Source organism: Streptomyces sp. NPDC033177, assembly GCF_055577715.1.
Genome location: NZ_JBVIPS010000003.1, coordinates 478413 through 493567 on the forward strand (window position 1 = coordinate 478413; position 15155 = coordinate 493567).

General features: G+C 70.4%; 12 protein-coding genes and 1 pseudogene. 6 read left to right on the forward strand and 7 right to left on the reverse strand.

Annotated features, from left to right (window positions below; all coding sequences use genetic code 11):
• Window positions 1-451: 451 nt before the first annotated feature.
• The 3 genes from ACZ5U5_RS13370 to ACZ5U5_RS13380 all read right to left on the reverse strand — a co-directional run bounded on the left by ACZ5U5_RS13370 (window position 452) and on the right by ACZ5U5_RS13380 (window position 3007).
• Window positions 452-1294 carry a SigB/SigF/SigG family RNA polymerase sigma factor gene (locus tag ACZ5U5_RS13370; protein ID WP_469020240.1) on the reverse strand — a complete coding sequence of 281 codons (843 nt, stop codon included), beginning with the start codon at window positions 1292-1294 and terminating at the stop codon, window positions 452-454.
• A gap of 443 nt (window positions 1295-1737) precedes the next feature.
• Window positions 1738-1977: a DUF5133 domain-containing protein gene (locus ACZ5U5_RS13375; protein ID WP_469020242.1), complete on the reverse strand. Its 240-nt coding sequence runs from the start codon at window positions 1975-1977 to the stop codon at window positions 1738-1740.
• Between the two features lie 91 nt (window positions 1978-2068).
• On the reverse strand, window positions 2069-3007 hold the full coding sequence (locus ACZ5U5_RS13380) for a LysR family transcriptional regulator (RefSeq protein WP_469020243.1): 939 nt from the start codon (window positions 3005-3007) through the stop codon (window positions 2069-2071).
• Window positions 3008-3080: 73 nt separating this feature from the next.
• Between ACZ5U5_RS13380 and ACZ5U5_RS13385 the strand changes: the two genes are divergently transcribed.
• Window positions 3081-3908, forward strand: coding sequence for an EamA family transporter (locus ACZ5U5_RS13385; protein ID WP_469020245.1), 828 nt, complete (start codon window positions 3081-3083; stop codon window positions 3906-3908).
• A gap of 87 nt (window positions 3909-3995) precedes the next feature.
• Here ACZ5U5_RS13385 and ACZ5U5_RS13390 read toward each other — a convergent pair whose 3' ends face one another.
• Window positions 3996-4901, reverse strand: coding sequence for an RNA polymerase sigma factor SigF (locus ACZ5U5_RS13390; RefSeq protein WP_469020247.1), 906 nt, complete (start codon window positions 4899-4901; stop codon window positions 3996-3998).
• Between the two features lie 312 nt (window positions 4902-5213).
• Between ACZ5U5_RS13390 and ACZ5U5_RS13395 the strand changes: the two genes are divergently transcribed.
• Entirely contained in the window at window positions 5214-6380 is a 1167-nt protein-coding gene (locus ACZ5U5_RS13395; protein WP_469020249.1) for a PP2C family protein-serine/threonine phosphatase, read from the forward strand.
• Between the two features lie 40 nt (window positions 6381-6420).
• Here ACZ5U5_RS13395 and ACZ5U5_RS13400 read toward each other — a convergent pair whose 3' ends face one another.
• On the reverse strand, window positions 6421-6918 hold the full coding sequence (locus ACZ5U5_RS13400) for a MarR family winged helix-turn-helix transcriptional regulator (RefSeq protein ID WP_469020252.1): 498 nt from the start codon (window positions 6916-6918) through the stop codon (window positions 6421-6423).
• Between the two features lie 394 nt (window positions 6919-7312).
• On the opposite strand from ACZ5U5_RS13400, the gene ACZ5U5_RS13405 reads away from it, so the two are divergent.
• The 3 genes from ACZ5U5_RS13405 to ACZ5U5_RS13415 all read left to right on the forward strand — a co-directional run bounded on the left by ACZ5U5_RS13405 (window position 7313) and on the right by ACZ5U5_RS13415 (window position 9561).
• Complete coding sequence (locus tag ACZ5U5_RS13405; RefSeq protein ID WP_469020255.1) at window positions 7313-7681, forward strand: hypothetical protein; 369 nt, start codon at window positions 7313-7315, stop codon at window positions 7679-7681.
• 29 nt (window positions 7682-7710) lie between these two features.
• A complete protein-coding gene (locus ACZ5U5_RS13410; protein WP_469020257.1) occupies window positions 7711-7836 on the forward strand; it encodes a hypothetical protein in 126 nt (41 codons plus the stop codon).
• Window positions 7837-8046: 210 nt separating this feature from the next.
• Window positions 8047-9561 carry an exo-alpha-sialidase gene (locus ACZ5U5_RS13415; protein ID WP_469020259.1) on the forward strand — a complete coding sequence of 505 codons (1515 nt, stop codon included), beginning with the start codon at window positions 8047-8049 and terminating at the stop codon, window positions 9559-9561.
• Between the two features lie 22 nt (window positions 9562-9583).
• Here ACZ5U5_RS13415 and ACZ5U5_RS13420 read toward each other — a convergent pair whose 3' ends face one another.
• Together ACZ5U5_RS13420 and ACZ5U5_RS13425 are read right to left on the reverse strand one after the other, a co-directional pair.
• Entirely contained in the window at window positions 9584-11203 is a 1620-nt protein-coding gene (locus ACZ5U5_RS13420) for a VWA domain-containing protein (RefSeq protein ID WP_469020262.1), read from the reverse strand.
• 17 nt (window positions 11204-11220) lie between these two features.
• A complete protein-coding gene (locus ACZ5U5_RS13425; protein WP_469020862.1) occupies window positions 11221-12420 on the reverse strand; it encodes an AAA family ATPase in 1200 nt (399 codons plus the stop codon).
• Window positions 12421-12634: 214 nt separating this feature from the next.
• On the opposite strand from ACZ5U5_RS13425, the pseudogene ACZ5U5_RS13430 reads away from it, so the two are divergent.
• Window positions 12635-15039 (forward strand): annotated as a pseudogene (locus tag ACZ5U5_RS13430) (phosphoketolase family protein).
• Window positions 15040-15155: the final 116 nt, after the last annotated feature.

Sequence of the window (15155 nt, forward strand, 5' to 3'; positions counted from 1 at the left end):
CGACACGGACACAGGGTCTCCAGACGGCTCGGCATCACAGGGCAACGTGGCTCGCGATACTACTCGCCGGTAAGGAGGTGTGTGTGCTGCTGGGTTGGCCGAGGGGCGGCCTCGGCCGGATCGGCGGGGGAGGTGTGCCGACCGGGTTGGTGGCGGGTGGCCTTGGACGGGTGGGCAGCGGGGGTTCACTGCCGTGTCGGCCGTGGGCTGGACTTGGCTCGGGCGGGTCGGCCCGTGGGCGGGCGGTGGACGGAAGCCGGCACCGAGTCGGTCGTCGACAAGTCTTGGCCCGATTGGCCGGGACGGATCCCGGCCGCTTGGTCTCGAGTGGTGGTTCCGGGTGGGGTGGTCGTGAAGGGGGGCTCGGGCTCAGCGGTGTTGCTGAGCCCCTGGGGCGGCCCTGGCGCCCCAGGGACTCGGCGCGGGCAGCGCTTGGTTCACGCGCCCGCGGTCACGCGGCCTGAGCGTGGCCGGCGCCATCCTCTCCACGGACGGCCTCCGCGCGCACTCGGGCGCAGCTGGTGGTGATGAGGCGGGAGACATGCATCTGGGAGATGCCGAGCTCCTCGGCGATCCTGCTCTGCGTCATGTCCTCGAAGAAACGCAGGTACAAGATGGTCCGTTCACGCTCCGGCAGCCGCCGCAGACCCGTCTTGGCGGCCTCCCGGTCGGTGATGCAGTCGTAGGCGGGGTCGGTGGCCCCAAGGGTGTCGCCCAGGCTGAAGCCATCGGGGTCGAAGGACATTTCGGCGTCCAGCGACAGTGCGCTGTAGCTCGTCATGGCCTCCATCCCCTCACGGACCTCGCCCTCGGTCAGCCCCGCCTGTTCGGCGACGTCCGCCGAGCTGGGCTCGGTGTCGCTGCCCGGCCGGTCCATGAGGTCGCGGCGTGCGACCCGGACCTTGTTGCGCAGCTCCTGGACGCGCCGGGGCACCCGTACGTCCCACATGCGGTCGCGGAAGTGCCGACGCAGCTCACCGGTGATGGTGGGCACGGCATAGCTCTCGAAGGCGCCGCGCTCCGGCTCGTACCGGTTGACCGCCTTGATCAGGCCCATCGCGGCGACCTGTCGCAGATCCTCGAGGTTCTCCCCCTTGTTGCGGAAGCGGCTGGCCAGCCGGTGCGCCATGGGCAGCCAGGCCGTCACGATCTCCTCGCAGAGCAGGTCGTACTCGGGTCCGCCGTCGAGCGTGGCGAGCCGCGCGAAGGCCGCCGCGGTGTCGGGAGCGTCCTCGTGGAGGTGCCGAGGTCCCTGGCGACGACGGGCGGCGGGTGCGTTGAGATCGGTAAGCATCAGGAATCGCTCCTAAGCGGTGGGCGTGCAGGTGACCGCGGAGGAACGGAGTGGCCCGGAGCCGGGCATCCGACGGGAGAAGACATACCGCTCCCCGCGAATGCGCCTCCGGTCCGAAGCACGAAGTCCGCCTGCCCCTGGACTCGGTGGGGAAACAAATCGCAGCTGAGGTCATGCGCACAGAGGCGGTTGCGAAGGCCCACGGGCCAGGTCCCGAGCCGCAGGGACGTACGCGGCAGCCACGTCCTCACCGCGTCCGCCACCGCTGTCGCGTCGGGCATGGCCCTCGTGACCGGCTCATGGTCGCCGAGGCCTACCGGCAGGGCCGTGCAGGGCAGTTGGTGCGGTGCGCGCGGTGGCTGACGGCGGCGGGGTCGCCGAGATGAGATGCAGACGGAGCGAGGGGTGCCGGCCGCCGGGGCGGGCGGCACCCCTCGGATGCGTCAGAGAAGGGCTTCGCCCGACAGGAGGGAGTCGTCGGTGGGGCGGGCGCCGGGCAGTTGATGGCTGGCGGCCACGAGTGCGGCGTCGATGTCGCTGGTGCCGGTGGCCAGGCACAGGCTGTAGGCGACGTCTTCGTACTCCTGGCGGCCTTCGGGGCTTCCCTGGTCGGCCCGCAGCACGGCCAGGGCCTTGTAACGTTCCACCAGATCCGCCAGGACCACGGGGTGTGCCAGCAGCATGAGCATCCTCTCTCGGGGGCGCGGTGCGTCCATCGCTTCGCCCATGTGCCCGTGGAAGATCAGATCAATCTGAGTCCACGTGAGGTGAGGCTCACCTCCCGGAGGATTCAGCCGACGCCCCTGTGTGAGCGGTGGCCGCATCACCCAGCGCGTGCAGTACGGCCGTCACCAGAGGGTGGGAAGCGCTGCCGCGCCGTACGGCGGTCAGGAATCGGCGCGCGGGAACGGCCGTGCCCATCAAGGGGACTCGGGTGACCGCGTGCTGGGGGAGCGGCACGATCCTCGGCATGAGACAGACGCCGAACCCCCCGGCGACGAGCGCGGAGACCGCGTACCACTCCTTGACCTGATGGGTGACGCGCGGTGTGAAGCCGGCCGCCGTGCACGCTGCGAGCACCAGCGGATAGGTGTCGTTGTTCGCCTTCTTGACGACCCATGACTCCCCGGCGGCTTCCGCGAGCGCGACTCCTTCGGGCCGGGCGAGCCGGTGCCCGACGGGAACCAGCAGGTCCTGGCGGTCGGTCAGCAGCGGGGTCTGCTCGAAGCGGGAGTCCGTGACGGGCGGCGCGTCGGGGCCGGGCAGCACGAGGGCCACGTCGGTCTCGTCGGCCAGCAGCATCCGGTAGCAGTCGGCGCTCTCCTCCTCGACCATCAGCGAATCCACCAGCGGGTGGGTCTCCCGCAGCCGGGCGGCGGCCGGAGCGCCGAGCGCGGCCAGCGCCGAGGACACCCCGCACATCCGTAGCGTGCCCCGGGTTCCCTGGGCCCCCGCGCCGTGCTGGGCCAATTCCGCCTGAGCCGCCTCCCACTGCGCCCGCAAGGCGTCGGCGTGCCGGAGCACGATGTGCGCGGCCGGTGTCAGACGCACGCAACGCCCCTCGGGGCGCAGCAACTCCACCCCCAGATCACGGGCGAGCAGCCGCAGTTGCTGGGAGACGGCCGAGGGAGTCAGATGCAGAAACCCCGCGGTCGCGGTGACCGTGCCGTGCTCGGCGAGTGCCTGAAGGACGTACAGCCGATGGTCGATCATGAAGGGAAGCCTAAAGGGTTTCGTACGCAATCATTCGCTGGACGTGCACGTTCGGAGTGCAGAGCCTTGAGGCATGACGAAGCTTCCCGCTCCCGCGCTGATGCTCGGCAGCGTGTTGAGCCTTCAGTTCGGGCAGGCCTTCGGCCGGCAGCTCGCCGATGCCGTAGGCGCGTCCGGGGCCGTTGCCCTGCGTCTCGGCCTGGCCGCGGTGCTCCTGCTGCTCCTCTACCGGCCCTCGCTGCCGCGCACCCGCACAGATGTGGCCCTGGTCCTCGGTTTCGGAACGGCCATCGCCGGGATGAACCTGATCTACCCCGCGCTGCTTCTGCTGCCCCTGGGGCTGGCCAGCGCGCTCCAGCTCCTCGGCCCGATCACCCTGGCCGTGCTGTCCTCGCGCCGATGGCGTGACTTGGGCTGTGCCGCCCTCGCCGGCTGCGGTGTATTCCTCTTCCAGGTGCCGCACGGGGCCGAATTCCCGCTCCCCGGCGTGCTCCTCGCGCTGGCCGCGGGGGCGTCGATGGCCGCCTACCTGCTCCTGAGCAAGAAGGCGGGCGGCAGAAGTACGGGAGGCGGCCCGCTGGCCCTGGCGGTGACGTGGGCGGCCGTGCTGACCCTCCCGCTGGGCGTGGCGGACCAGGGGGCCGCCCTGCTCGCCCCTTCGATTCTGCTGCCGGCGACCGTGGTGGCCGTGCTCTCGGCGGTCATCCCGTACTCCCTGGAACTGGCGGCCCTGCGGCGGTTGCCGGTCCGTACGGTGAGCGTGCTGACCAGTCTGGAGCCGGCGAGCGCGGGCCTGGCGGGCGTACTGGTCCTCGGCGAGGATCTGGGCGCCACGCAGTGGCTGGCGCTGGGATGCGTGGGAGCGGCGAGCGCGGGCGCGGCAAGGGCCCCGGAGCGCTGATGGCGCCCCGGGGCCCGCAGTTGGTGACGTGTCAGTGGACGTGTCAGTAAAAGTGTCCGATGGGAAAAATGCCCGGTCGGCGGTGCGTCAGGCCAGCATGCCCCTGCGCAGCTTGTTGAGGGTGCCGGTCAGCAGGCGGGAGATATGCATCTGGGAGACACCGAGCTCGGATCCGATCTGCGACTGCGTCATCTCCTGGCCGAAACGCAGTTCGAGGATGCGGCGCTCCCGGTCGTCGAGCTCGTCGAGGAGCGGGGCCAGGGTGTGCAGATTCTCCACCGCTTCCATGGCCGGGTCGGGCCCGCCCATCACATCGGCCAGGGTGCGCGTCGGCTTGGCCGCGCTCTCCCCGCCGTCGGTGGGCGCCTCCAGGGAACCCGCGGTGTAACCGTTCGAGGCGACGAGGCCGTCGATGACCTCCTGCTCGGTCAGGTCCAGATATTCGGCGAGTTCCTTGACGGTCGGGTCGTGGTCAAGATGGGCGGAGAGTTCCTCCTTGGCCTTGGCGAGCTCCACACGCAACTCCTGGAGGCGGCGCGGCACATGCACGGCCCAGGTGGTGTCGCGGAAGAAACGCTTGATCTCGCCGAGGATGTAAGGCACGGCGAACGTGGCGAACTCGACCTCACGGCTGAGGTCGAACCGGTCGATCGCCTTGATGAGGCCGATGGTGCCGACCTGGATGATCTCTTCCATGTCGCCGTTGCCGCGATTGCGGAACCGGCGGGCCGCGAACTGCACCAGCGTCAGGTTCATCTCGATAAGGGTGTTACGTGCGTACTGGTACTCGTGCGTGCCTTCTTCCAAGGTCTGCAGCCGGTCGAAGAACATCTTCGACAGCGCCCGGGCGTCCTTGGGGGCGACCTTGTCCGTGTCCTCGATCCACGGCAGATCACCCTCAATGGCGGACGCCTCGGTCGAGGCATGCGTATCGAGCGCGGCTGACGTTCTGCCACGCGCGGTCTCGGCAGCCTGTTCAGAGATCACTGACATGTCTCTACCTCCCCTGGTCTACGAAGCTTCCTCGTACCGCCCCTGCCCCGGCTCAAGCCAGGCATGTGCGTTGACCCAAATTTTCTTGCTGTGGGGAAATAGTTGTCTCCGTGCATCGTACGATGTGGAAGGGGAGGTTGCCCGGCTTCAGCCTGGCATACGCCCAAACCTGACAGACCCAGCCACCGGAGTGACTCTTCGGGCGGGCCGTGTTGCACTGAGTGCATGTCCCCAAACGCCGAAGGCCGACGGAGCGGGGACGCTGTCGGCCGGGCCCTCAATTCGGCGTGGCTAAACGAGAAGCAGGATCACGTGGACAGATTCGCTGCCGTCGAGCGGGCGCTGCGCAACGCGGCGCCCGATTTGCTGCTCGATGTCGTGACGGGGGCGTTGCACGAGGAGTACGGCGCCGAGAGGGTGGAACTCCGGCTCGCCGACTACGGCTTGACCACCCTCCAGATGGTGGAGGAAGTGCCATACACCACCGAGCCGGTGCCGATCCATGACAGTCCGCAGGGCAGGGCCTTCGGCGCCCAGGAACCTCGCGTCGAGTCCAAGGGCGGCGAGGGCACGGCGACCATCCACCTGCCGGTGACGGTCCGAGGGGACCGGATGGGCGTACTGACGGTCACCCTCCCCGAGACGCGCTTCGAGCTGGCGCACCTGCCGGAGATCCAGCGCGTCTGCGAGGCGCTGGGCCACGAGATCCTGGTCGCCGAACGCGACACCGATCTGTACCTCCTCGCGCGCAGGGCCGTCCGTCTCACGCTCGCCGCCGAGATGCAGTGGCATCTGCTGCCCGGCCATTCGGTGGCGCGTCCGGAGTTCCAGCTGGGCGCCCACCTCGAGCCCGCGTACGCGATCTTCGGCGACAACTTCGACTGGTCGGTCTCCTCGCAGCACCTGACGCTCACCGTGACCAACGGAATGGGCCAGGGGATGGAGGCGGCGCTCCTCACCAATCTCGTGGTGAGCGCGCTGCGCAATGCCCGCCGCGCGGGACTCGACCTCGCCGGTCAGGCCAGCCTCGCCGACCAGGCCGTCTACGCGCAGTACCGCGGCGAGCTGCACGCCTCCGTCCTGCTGCTGCGCTTCGACCTCGCCACCGGCGAGGTGGAGGTCGTCGACGCCGGGTCGCCCCGCATGTGGAGGTACCGGGACCGGACGGTCGATTCCGTCGACTTCGACGCGCAGCTTCCCCTCGGCATGTTCGAGGAGACGGCCTACGTCGCGCAGCGTCTGCGCCTTGAACCGGGTGACCGCATTCTGGTGAGCAGCGACGGCGTCTACGAGAGCGTCTCGAAGGCGGGGGAGCGGTACGGGGAGCGGGCGCTGGCGCGGTCCCTGTCGGCGCACCGCCTGCTTCCCGCGGCGCAGGTGCCGCAGGCGGTGCTGCGTGATCTCGGGGAGTACCGGGGGACTCTGCCCCTGGAGGACGACGCTCTCGTGGTCTGCCTCGACTGGTTCGGACGGCAGTAGGGGTCGAGGACGAGCCGGCCTGAGCGCTCAGCGGTGTGGTCTAACCGACCGAGCGCCAGGTTCTGGCCCCCTCGTCGTCCTTGTCGGATGCCGTCGCCACCTCACGAAAGCCCCTGAGTCCTTCGAGCAGGGCGCGGCGCGCCTTGGGCGGCATGGCCTCGATGGTGGCCATCAGGATGCTCTCGCGCCGCTTTCGCAGGTCGGCGAGATAGGTCCTGCCGTGGCCGGTGAGGCGGAGCTCCAGTTCCCGTCTGCTGACCGGGCTGGGCGTGCGCTCGATCAGGCCGGTGGCCTGAAGGCGGTCGCACAGGCGGCTCACCGAGGGGGGAGCCGATCCAAGGGTCTCGGAGAGCATCCGCAGGTTGATGCCCTCCTCGCGGTCCAGTGCGTACAGCACGCGCAACTGGGACGGGGAGACGGGTCCGGTCGGGACGGCCTCACGTCCCTGTTCCCACATGACTTCGAGCAGTTCGATGAACTCGGAACCCGCATGAGCTGCATCCCGGGACCAGCGATCGGGTTCGGGACTCAGACCCATATCGATGACACTCCCTCCGTCAGACCGCGTCGGCCTCAGCGAGCTTCTCCCGGTTGACGGGGCACAGGACGAGGGGGCGCCGGTGGGGTATGCGCACCGGATCGCGTCTCGGCGCAGGCGGTTGTGCGACGAAGCATAGTGGAAACCGGCCTCAGCTTCGCTGGCCGGTCAGTGATTCGAGGAACGATGCACCGCTCCGTGCCCCGGACGGCGCCCAAGATTCCGGGCGCCCGGCATCAATAACGCGTAAAGACTGCCGGGATACGGCAATGCGCCGTACCTGCCCCGCCGACCAGGATGAGCAGCGCAGGAACGGGGGGCCGGTCCTGGTGCCGGGTCGCGTGAGCGGGATCCGGCACCAGGACCTGAGCCGTGGCGGAGGCGAGGGGGAGCGATGGGGGAGTTCCTGCATGCCGTGGCCGGGTTCCCGGCCATCCTCTTCAGTGCGGCTCTTCCCGTGGTCCTGTGCTTCTGGCTGCTCGTCGCGCTCGGCGGCGCCGATGCCGACAGCTTCGACGCGGACGTCGACGCCGGTGCGGTGGGGCTCGGCGGTGTGCCGGTCGCCGTGGCGGCGACCCTGCTGACCGTGGTGGGCTGGCTGACCAGCCTTGCCGGGTCGATCGTGATCGGGCGGGCCGCGGGCACCGGCCTCGTGCGCGTCGCGGCGGACGTCGCTCTCCTCGCTCTCTCCCTCTTGGTCGCCTGGGGCGTGACGCGCCACCTCATACGCCTGATGGGCCGTAGCGCGACCCCCTCCGCTTAGGACGCCGCCCTTTTTGGCGTGAGAGTCACGTGGCGGGGAGTTCACCCGCGCGGGCCGGAGACGCCGCCGCCTTCACGAAGGCGCTGGGCGAGCACTCCGCGCCGGTGCGGCGCCGGATCTCCGAGGCTCACGCACGGGACGCCGCGCAGGCCTGACCGGGTCGTACGCCCTTCGCGCTGCCCTGGGGGAGTGCGTCACCGGTAAGGCGGGACCCCGGCGCTTCCGTCGTGCTTCGACGCCGCTCGGTCGGCCGCGCGCGTCATCGCTCCGGCGCCGTTCCTGATCGCGACGATGGACGCGATCTGCCTGCCCTCCCCCTGCTCCAGCGCCTACGACCCCACGCGGAACCCGAGGATGGATCGTCCATGCAGCGAAGAATCCCCCTTGCCCTGCTGTCCGCCGCAGCGCTCGTCGTCACCGCGACCGGCACCGCGCACGGCGACCCCGCCGCCCCGGGCGAGCTGACCTCCCAGGACCTGACCACCAACGGAGTGGGGTCGCCCTACTACCGCATCCCCGCCCTGACCACCTCGGTGAAGGGAACGCTGCTCGCCGCCTACGACGCCAGGCCCACCCTGGGCGACCTGCCGGGCAACATCGGCGTCGTCCTGCGCCGGAGCACCGACGGGGGCAGGACGTGGCAGGCGCAGCACGTGGTGCGCAAGGACCCCGCGCCCAAGGGCCACGGCGATCCGAGCCTGCTCGTCGACCGCACGACCGGCCGGATCTTCGTCTTCTACGCATCCTCGGTGAACCAGGGATTCCCCGGCTCGGGCACCGGCAACGACGAGAGCGACCCCGACATCCTGCAGGCCGACTACAGCTACTCGGACGACGACGGCGTGACCTGGACCCACCGGCGTATCACCGAACAGCTCAAGGACCCGTCCTGGGCAGGCATGTTCGCGGCGTCGGGCGAGGGCATCCAGCTGCGGCACGGCCCGCACAGGGGGCGGCTCATCCAGCAGTACGCGATCCGCATCGACGGCGCCAACTACGCGGCGAGCGCCCACAGCGACGACCACGGGGCCACCTGGACGATGGGCAACCCGGTCGGTCCCGGCGGGGACGAGAACAAGACCGTCGAACTGTCCGACGGCAGGATCATGCTCAACAACCGTTCGAAGCCCTACCGCACGATCGCGTACTCGACCGACGGCGGCGTCAACTACACCCCGTTCGAGCAGGACAAGCGGCTCACCGACCCGGCGAACAACGCCTCGATCATGCGGTACGAGCCCGGAGCCCCGGCCTCGCATCCACGGTCCTCGTGGCTGCTGTTCAGCAACACCGAGGACACCACGGAGCGGCGCAACCTCACCGTGAAGATGTCCTGCGACAACGGCAGGACGTGGCCGATCAGAAAGGTCGTCGACCCGGGCAGCGCGGCCTACTCGACGCTGACCAGGCTGCCGGGCGGGCGCGTCGGACTGCTCTACGAGCGCGGCGGCTACGACCACCTCACCTACGCCTCCTTCGACCTGGACTGGCTGGGCGGCACCTGCGCCGACATCACGATCGCCCCGCCCCAGACCCTGAAGGCGGGCGCGAACGGCAAGGTGGAGGTGCGGGTGGCCAACCGGATGGACACGCGGAGCGCCCAGGGCACCCTCGATCTCACGGTGCCCGGCGGGTGGACGACGCGTCAGGTCACCGTGCCCGCGCTCCACCCCGGCCAGGGGGCGACGGTCAAGGTCCCGGTCACCGTGCCGTCGGACGCCTCGGGCAGCGTCGACCTGACCGCCACCTACCGGACCGGCGGCAAGCGGGCCTCGGCCGGCGCGACGGTGGCGATCACTCCCTGGACCACCCCGGTCGGCCCACCCTCCGCGACGGCTTCGACGATCTCCGATGAAGGAGCGGGCGCCGACGCTCGGTGATACCGCCCGTACGTGACGGCGGTCAGATCACGCGGAACAGATCGGCGGCGGCGTGGACATCGGTGAGGTCCTCGATGGAGCGGAGGTTGTCGCACAGGGCATCGAGGACCGAGCCGGCCTCGGCGGCGGGCGGGGCGCCGACGGCCACGCCGAAGACACGGAATCCAAGGCGGTGCCTGGCGCTGTTCCAGCCGCGCATCCACTCCTCGGTGACGCCGCATTCGTCGTCGGTGAGCATCACGATGTCCCCGCGAGCACGGGCGGCGTCGTCGAACTCCTCCTCCAGCAGTCCGACCGCCGCCGACAGCGGCCTCTGGTAGCTGGTCCCGCCGCCGAGGAAGGTCTCCGCGAAGTCGAGGACCCGGGCGATGTCGGCGCCCTCCTCGGCCGGGAAGCGGAAGACCTGGAGCTTGTCGGCGGCGGCGAACAGGATGCCGACGAAGTCACGTCCGGCATGGCGGGCCTGATCGAGGAGGGCCAGGGCACACCCCTTGGCCCACGCCTCCCGGGTGACTCCGCCCGGCCCCTCCACGTACATGGAGTGCGAGGTGTCCACACACGCGATGACGGCGCCCTTGCCGGTGCTCTGCTCGCCCTGGCTGTCGTAGAGCATCAGTTCCCCGGCGGCGTAGCGTGCGGCGAACACCGCCCGCAGTGCGGGCAGACCCAGGTTGGCGAGCTCGGAGGGGATCACGCGGGAGAGATCGTCGCCGAGGGTGACGCCGATCAGTTCACCGGTGGCGTTCTCCACCTTGCGGGCGCGCTCGCCGTCGGCCATCTGCCGGAAGCGGCCGATCAGTTCGGCCCACTGCGCGAGCCGGCTGGTGCGCAGCCGCTCGGCGAGCCGGGCCCGTTGCTCGTACGGCAGCCGCTCAAGATCGCCGGGGCCGACACCCCAGGCCCGCATCAGGGCGGCCTCGTCCCGCACGGTCCGGGCGGCCTGCGCCGCCGCGCCCCGCGTGGCGGCGCGGACACCGGGAGCCGCCGCGCCGAGAGCCTGCTCGGCGTTCCGGGATGCCTCCCGCGCGGCGGCCTCGGAGGACTCAGCGGCCGCGATCGCCAGCTGGAGGGCGTCCGCAGCAGGGGCGGGCACGGTGCCGTCCTCGTCTGCCCCTTCCGCGGCCTGCTGGAAGGCCCCACCCACGGCGGCCGCCGTCTCCCCGGCGTCCTGCTCGGCGTCGTTCGCCCGCTCGGCCTGTTCCTGGGCCTCGCGGGAGCGGTCGAGGAGTCGGCGCAGCGCAGGGGCCTGGGCGAGTACGGCCATGGCGGCGGCGTAAGGGTCCCCGTTCGTCTCCCGGTGCAGCTCGGCGAACTCCGGTGACTCCATCAGGGAGGCGATGACCTGGTGGTTGACCAGCCGGGACGGGGCCATCCGCGTGCGCTCGCGAAGACGTGGTCCTGCTTTGTACGCGGCCAGGAACACGTCGGTCAGGAGATCCGTGGCGTGGTCGTGCCGCCGGCTCAGCTCTTCGGCGAGCTCGCGCAGTCCCGCCGACTGCTCAAGGGTGTCGCGCCACGCGATCTGTTCGAACCGGTCCGCGACCACGGCCGCGGTGTGCCGCTCGGGAGCGGCGGCCGCCGCACCGAGCCACCTCCCGGCCTGGTTCGTCAGCTCGCCGAGCTTGCTCGGTATCCCGTCCATGCGTCCGCCCCCCGGTGTCAGAACTGGGTCTGCACCATGCTGGCGTCCACGCCGAGTGCCTCGGTGAGAACGCGGGCGCGGACGGCACGCTGGCGGCCGGCGGCCCGGTCGATGGCCGCGGTGGAGCGGCCCGCTCCCGCCGCCTCCGCGCGCAGGGTCTCCAGCCGCTTGCCCGCCATGGCGAGCTTGTTGTGGGCCTTCTTGATGACCCAGTCGCTCAGCGCCTCGCGGGACTGCCCGGCCATCGCGTCGAGCTGGGTCTCTATCTCCTCGATGGCGTCGGCCAGGTCGAGCGCCTCCTTGGCGTCGGGGTTGACCAGATGCAGCACCTCGCGCTCGACGGTCGGACGCTCGGCGGGGGAGTCCCACAGCACATGGGTCAGGACCGACAGGTCGCTCTCGGTCACCGCCGTGCGGTCGTCGAGGTACGCGGACGCCTGGAGCAGGCCCACCGCCTGCCGCCAGCGCCGGTCGGAGGCGACAAGTTCCTTGCGGCGCAGGGCGGCCCGCAGCGTGCACACCGCGTCCACGATCACGTCGGGGACCTCCACGGCCGGGACGGCTTCGGCCACGGCGTGCTGCAACGCGCCCAGGTCGACCGTGGTCCGATGCGGTGCCGCGGGGCGGCCGACGGCGGAGCGCACCAGCGCGGCGAAGTTCGAGGGGTCCGCGAGGTATCCGACCTCGATCCGCACGAGGAGCCGGTCGTAGATCGCGGCGGAATCCTCCCCGGTGGGCAGTTCGTTGCTCGCCGTGATGGCCCCGATCAGCGGGCAGCGGATCGGTTCGCCGCCGCTCTCGGGGTGGTAGATCCGCTCGTTGAGGAAGCCAAGGGTCTCGTTCAGGGCCGCCGTGGAGCACTTGAAGATCTCGTCGATGAACGCCACATGCGCGGTCGTCGCGCGGCCCTCGTACACCTGGCGGTACTCACCCCGGGCCAGCGCGGCGACGTCGACGGGACCGAACATCCTTGTCGGCGCGGTGAACTTCGACAGCAGGATCTCCCAGTACGACGCGCCGTCGACCCTGCCCGTGAGCTCGCGGGCCATCTCGGACTTCGCGGTGCCCGGCGGGCCGAGGATCAGCGAGTGCTGTCCGGCTAGCAGCGTCACCACCAGCGTCCGCACCACGTCGGCCCGCTCGTAGAAACGGTCAGACAGCTCGTCACTGATCGCCCGCAGCCTCTTGGCCGTGTCCTGCGCTTCCGGTGCCCCCACCAGTTCACCCCTTGCCTGTACGTCGCCGGGCTCGCTCTCCCGTACGGACCCTTCGCTTTCCGTACGGCCCCTTCGCCCGAGCACGATAGCTGTGTAGATCTCTCCCAGTGGGAACCCGGGGGCGCTGAACATGCGTCCGGCCGACTCCGGGAGGCGTGTGATCCTGCGCGCCGTTACGTTGAGCGTGGCCGGTCATCTATCGGAAGGAACAGCCATGGGCGACCCCGCGGTGCACCCGGCCTCACCCGCCGAACCACCCTCCGACGCCGAACTGCAGGAGCTGGCACGGTACTGGAGGGCAGCGAACTACCTCTCGGTGGGCCAGATCTACCTGATGGACAACGCCCTCCTGCGGCGCCCCCTCACCGTCGAGGACATCAAGCCACGCCTCCTCGGCCACTTCGGCACCTCGCCCGGCCTCAACCTCGTGCACGCGCACCTCAACCGGGTCATCAAGGCGCGGAACCTGGACACCATCTGTATCTGGGGCCCGGGACACGGCGGGCCCGCCGTCCTGGCCAACTCGTGGCTGGACGGGACGTACACCGAGACCTACCCCGACATCACGCGCGACGAGGAGGGGATGACCCGCCTCTTCCGTCAGTTCTCGTTCCCCGGCGGAGTGCCGAGCCATGTCGCCCCGGAGACGCCCGGCTCCATCCACGAGGGCGGCGAGCTCGGCTACTCCCTCTCGCATGCCTACGGAGCCGCGTTCGACAACCCGGACCTGCTGTCGGTGTGCGTCATCGGCGACGGAGAGTCCGAGACCGGACCGCTGGCCGCCTCCTGGCACTCCAACACCTTCCTGGACCCGGTGCACGACGGCGCGGTGCTGCCCATCCTGCACCTGAACGGCTACAAGATCGCCAACCCGACGATCCCGGCCCGGCTGCCCCAGGACCAGCTCGACGACCTGATGCGCGGATACGGGTACGAGCCCGTGCACGTCACCGGCGACGACCCCATGGCGGTACACCGGGACTTCGCCGTCGCCCTCGACCGATGCCTCGACCGCATCGCGGTAATCCAGCGCGAGGCCAGGGCCGCCGGGGACACCGAGCGCGCCAAGGACGCCCCGGCACCCCGCTGGCCCATGATCGTGCTCCGTACCCCGAAGGGCTGGACCGGCCCCAAGACGGTGGACGGCAAGCCGGTGGAGGGCACGTGGCGCGCGCACCAGGTACCGCTGTCCAACGTCAGGGAGAGCGCCGAGCACCGCCGGCAGCTGGAGGAGTGGCTGCGCTCCTACCGCCCCGAGGAACTGTTCGACGCCGAAGGGCGCCCGGCTGCCGGACTTGTCGACATCGCCCCGTCGGGCAAGCTGCGTCTGGGCGCCAACCCGCACGCCAATGGCGGGCTGCTCCTGCGCTCGCTGCCGCTGAAGCCGCTCGAGGAGTTCGCGGTCGACGTGGACAAGCCGGGCGCCACCCTGAACGAGCCGACGCGGGTCCTCGGCGGCTACCTGCGCCAGGTGATGGCGGACACCGCCGAGCGGCGCGACTTCCGGCTCGTCGGCCCGGACGAGACGGCCTCCAACCGGCTCGACGACGTCTACGGGGCGTCCGGCAAGGCCTGGCAGGAGGAGATCTATGACGTCGACGAACACCTGACCCGGCACGGGCGGGTGATGGAGATCCTCTCCGAGCACACCTGCCAAGGCTGGCTCGAAGGCTACCTGCTGACGGGGCGTCATGGACTGTTCTCCTGCTACGAGGCGTTCGTGCACATCGTCGACTCGATGGTCAACCAGCACATCAAATGGCTGCGCACCACCCGCGAGTTGCCCTGGCGGGCGCCGATCGCCTCGCTCAACTACCTGCTGACCTCCCATGTGTGGCGCCAGGACCACAACGGCTTCTCGCACCAGGACCCCGGCTTCATCGGACACGTCCTCAACAAGAGCCCGGAGGCCGTACGGGTCTACCTGCCCCCGGACACCAATACGCTGCTGTCCACCGCCGAGCACTGCCTCGCCTCACGTGACTACGTGAACGTGGTCGTGGCCGGCAAGCAGCCCGGCTTCGACTGGCTGAGCCTCGACGACGCGCGGGCCCACTGCGCGCGAGGTGCCGGAGTGTGGACCTGGGCCGGCACGGAAGCCCCCGACCAGGAGCCGGATGTCGTGCTTGCCTGCGCAGGGGACGTGCCCACCCTGGAGGTCCTCGCGGCCGCGAGCCTGCTGCGCAGCCACCTGCCGGAGCTCGCGGTGCGCGTGGTCAACGTCGTGGACATCGCGCGGCTGAGGGCGAGCATCCGCACGGCATGCCGGACGCGGAGTTCGACGCGCTGTTCACCCGCGACAAGCCGGTCATCTTCGGCTTCCACGGCTATCCGTGGCTGGTGCACCGCCTCGCCTACCGGCGTGCGGTCCACCCGCACATGCATGTCCGCGGCTACAAGGAACGCGGCACCACGACCACGCCCTTCGACATGGTCGTCGCCAACGACCTGGACCGCTACCGCCTGGTGATGGACGTCGTCGACCGGGTGCCGGGCCTCGGCGTCCGTGCGGTCGAAGTACGCCAGCGAATGAAGGACGCGCGGCTGCGCCACCACGTCTACGTGCGTGCGCACGGCGTGGACCTGCCGGAGGTACGGGACTGGACCTGGCAGGACTGAGCGACGTGGGCGCGGCTTGCGCCCCGGCGGCTGGACGCGGGGGCGGGCGTCGGGTGACAGTGTGCGCTGCGACAGGGCGAGGGGGCACATCAAGCATGCGAAGAGCCACGCGAACC

Bases quoted from the DNA above. Each gene is read 5' to 3' on its own strand.
- ACZ5U5_RS13370 (WP_469020240.1), bottom strand. From the start codon at position 1,294: ATGCTTACCGATCTCAACGCACCCGCCGCCCGTCGTCGCCAGGGACCT.
- ACZ5U5_RS13375 (WP_469020242.1), bottom strand. From the start codon at position 1,977: ATGCTGCTGGCACACCCCGTGGTCCTGGCGGATCTGGTGGAACGTTAC.
- ACZ5U5_RS13385 (WP_469020245.1), top strand. From the start codon at position 3,081: ATGACGAAGCTTCCCGCTCCCGCGCTGATGCTCGGCAGCGTGTTGAGC.
- ACZ5U5_RS13380 (WP_469020243.1), bottom strand. From the start codon at position 3,007: ATGATCGACCATCGGCTGTACGTCCTTCAGGCACTCGCCGAGCACGGC.
- ACZ5U5_RS13415 (WP_469020259.1), top strand. From the start codon at position 8,047: ATGCAGCGAAGAATCCCCCTTGCCCTGCTGTCCGCCGCAGCGCTCGTC.
- ACZ5U5_RS13405 (WP_469020255.1), top strand. From the start codon at position 7,313: ATGGGGGAGTTCCTGCATGCCGTGGCCGGGTTCCCGGCCATCCTCTTC.
- ACZ5U5_RS13400 (WP_469020252.1), bottom strand. From the start codon at position 6,918: ATGGGTCTGAGTCCCGAACCCGATCGCTGGTCCCGGGATGCAGCTCAT.
- ACZ5U5_RS13420 (WP_469020262.1), bottom strand. From the start codon at position 11,203: ATGGACGGGATACCGAGCAAGCTCGGCGAGCTGACGAACCAGGCCGGG.
- ACZ5U5_RS13390 (WP_469020247.1), bottom strand. From the start codon at position 4,901: ATGTCAGTGATCTCTGAACAGGCTGCCGAGACCGCGCGTGGCAGAACG.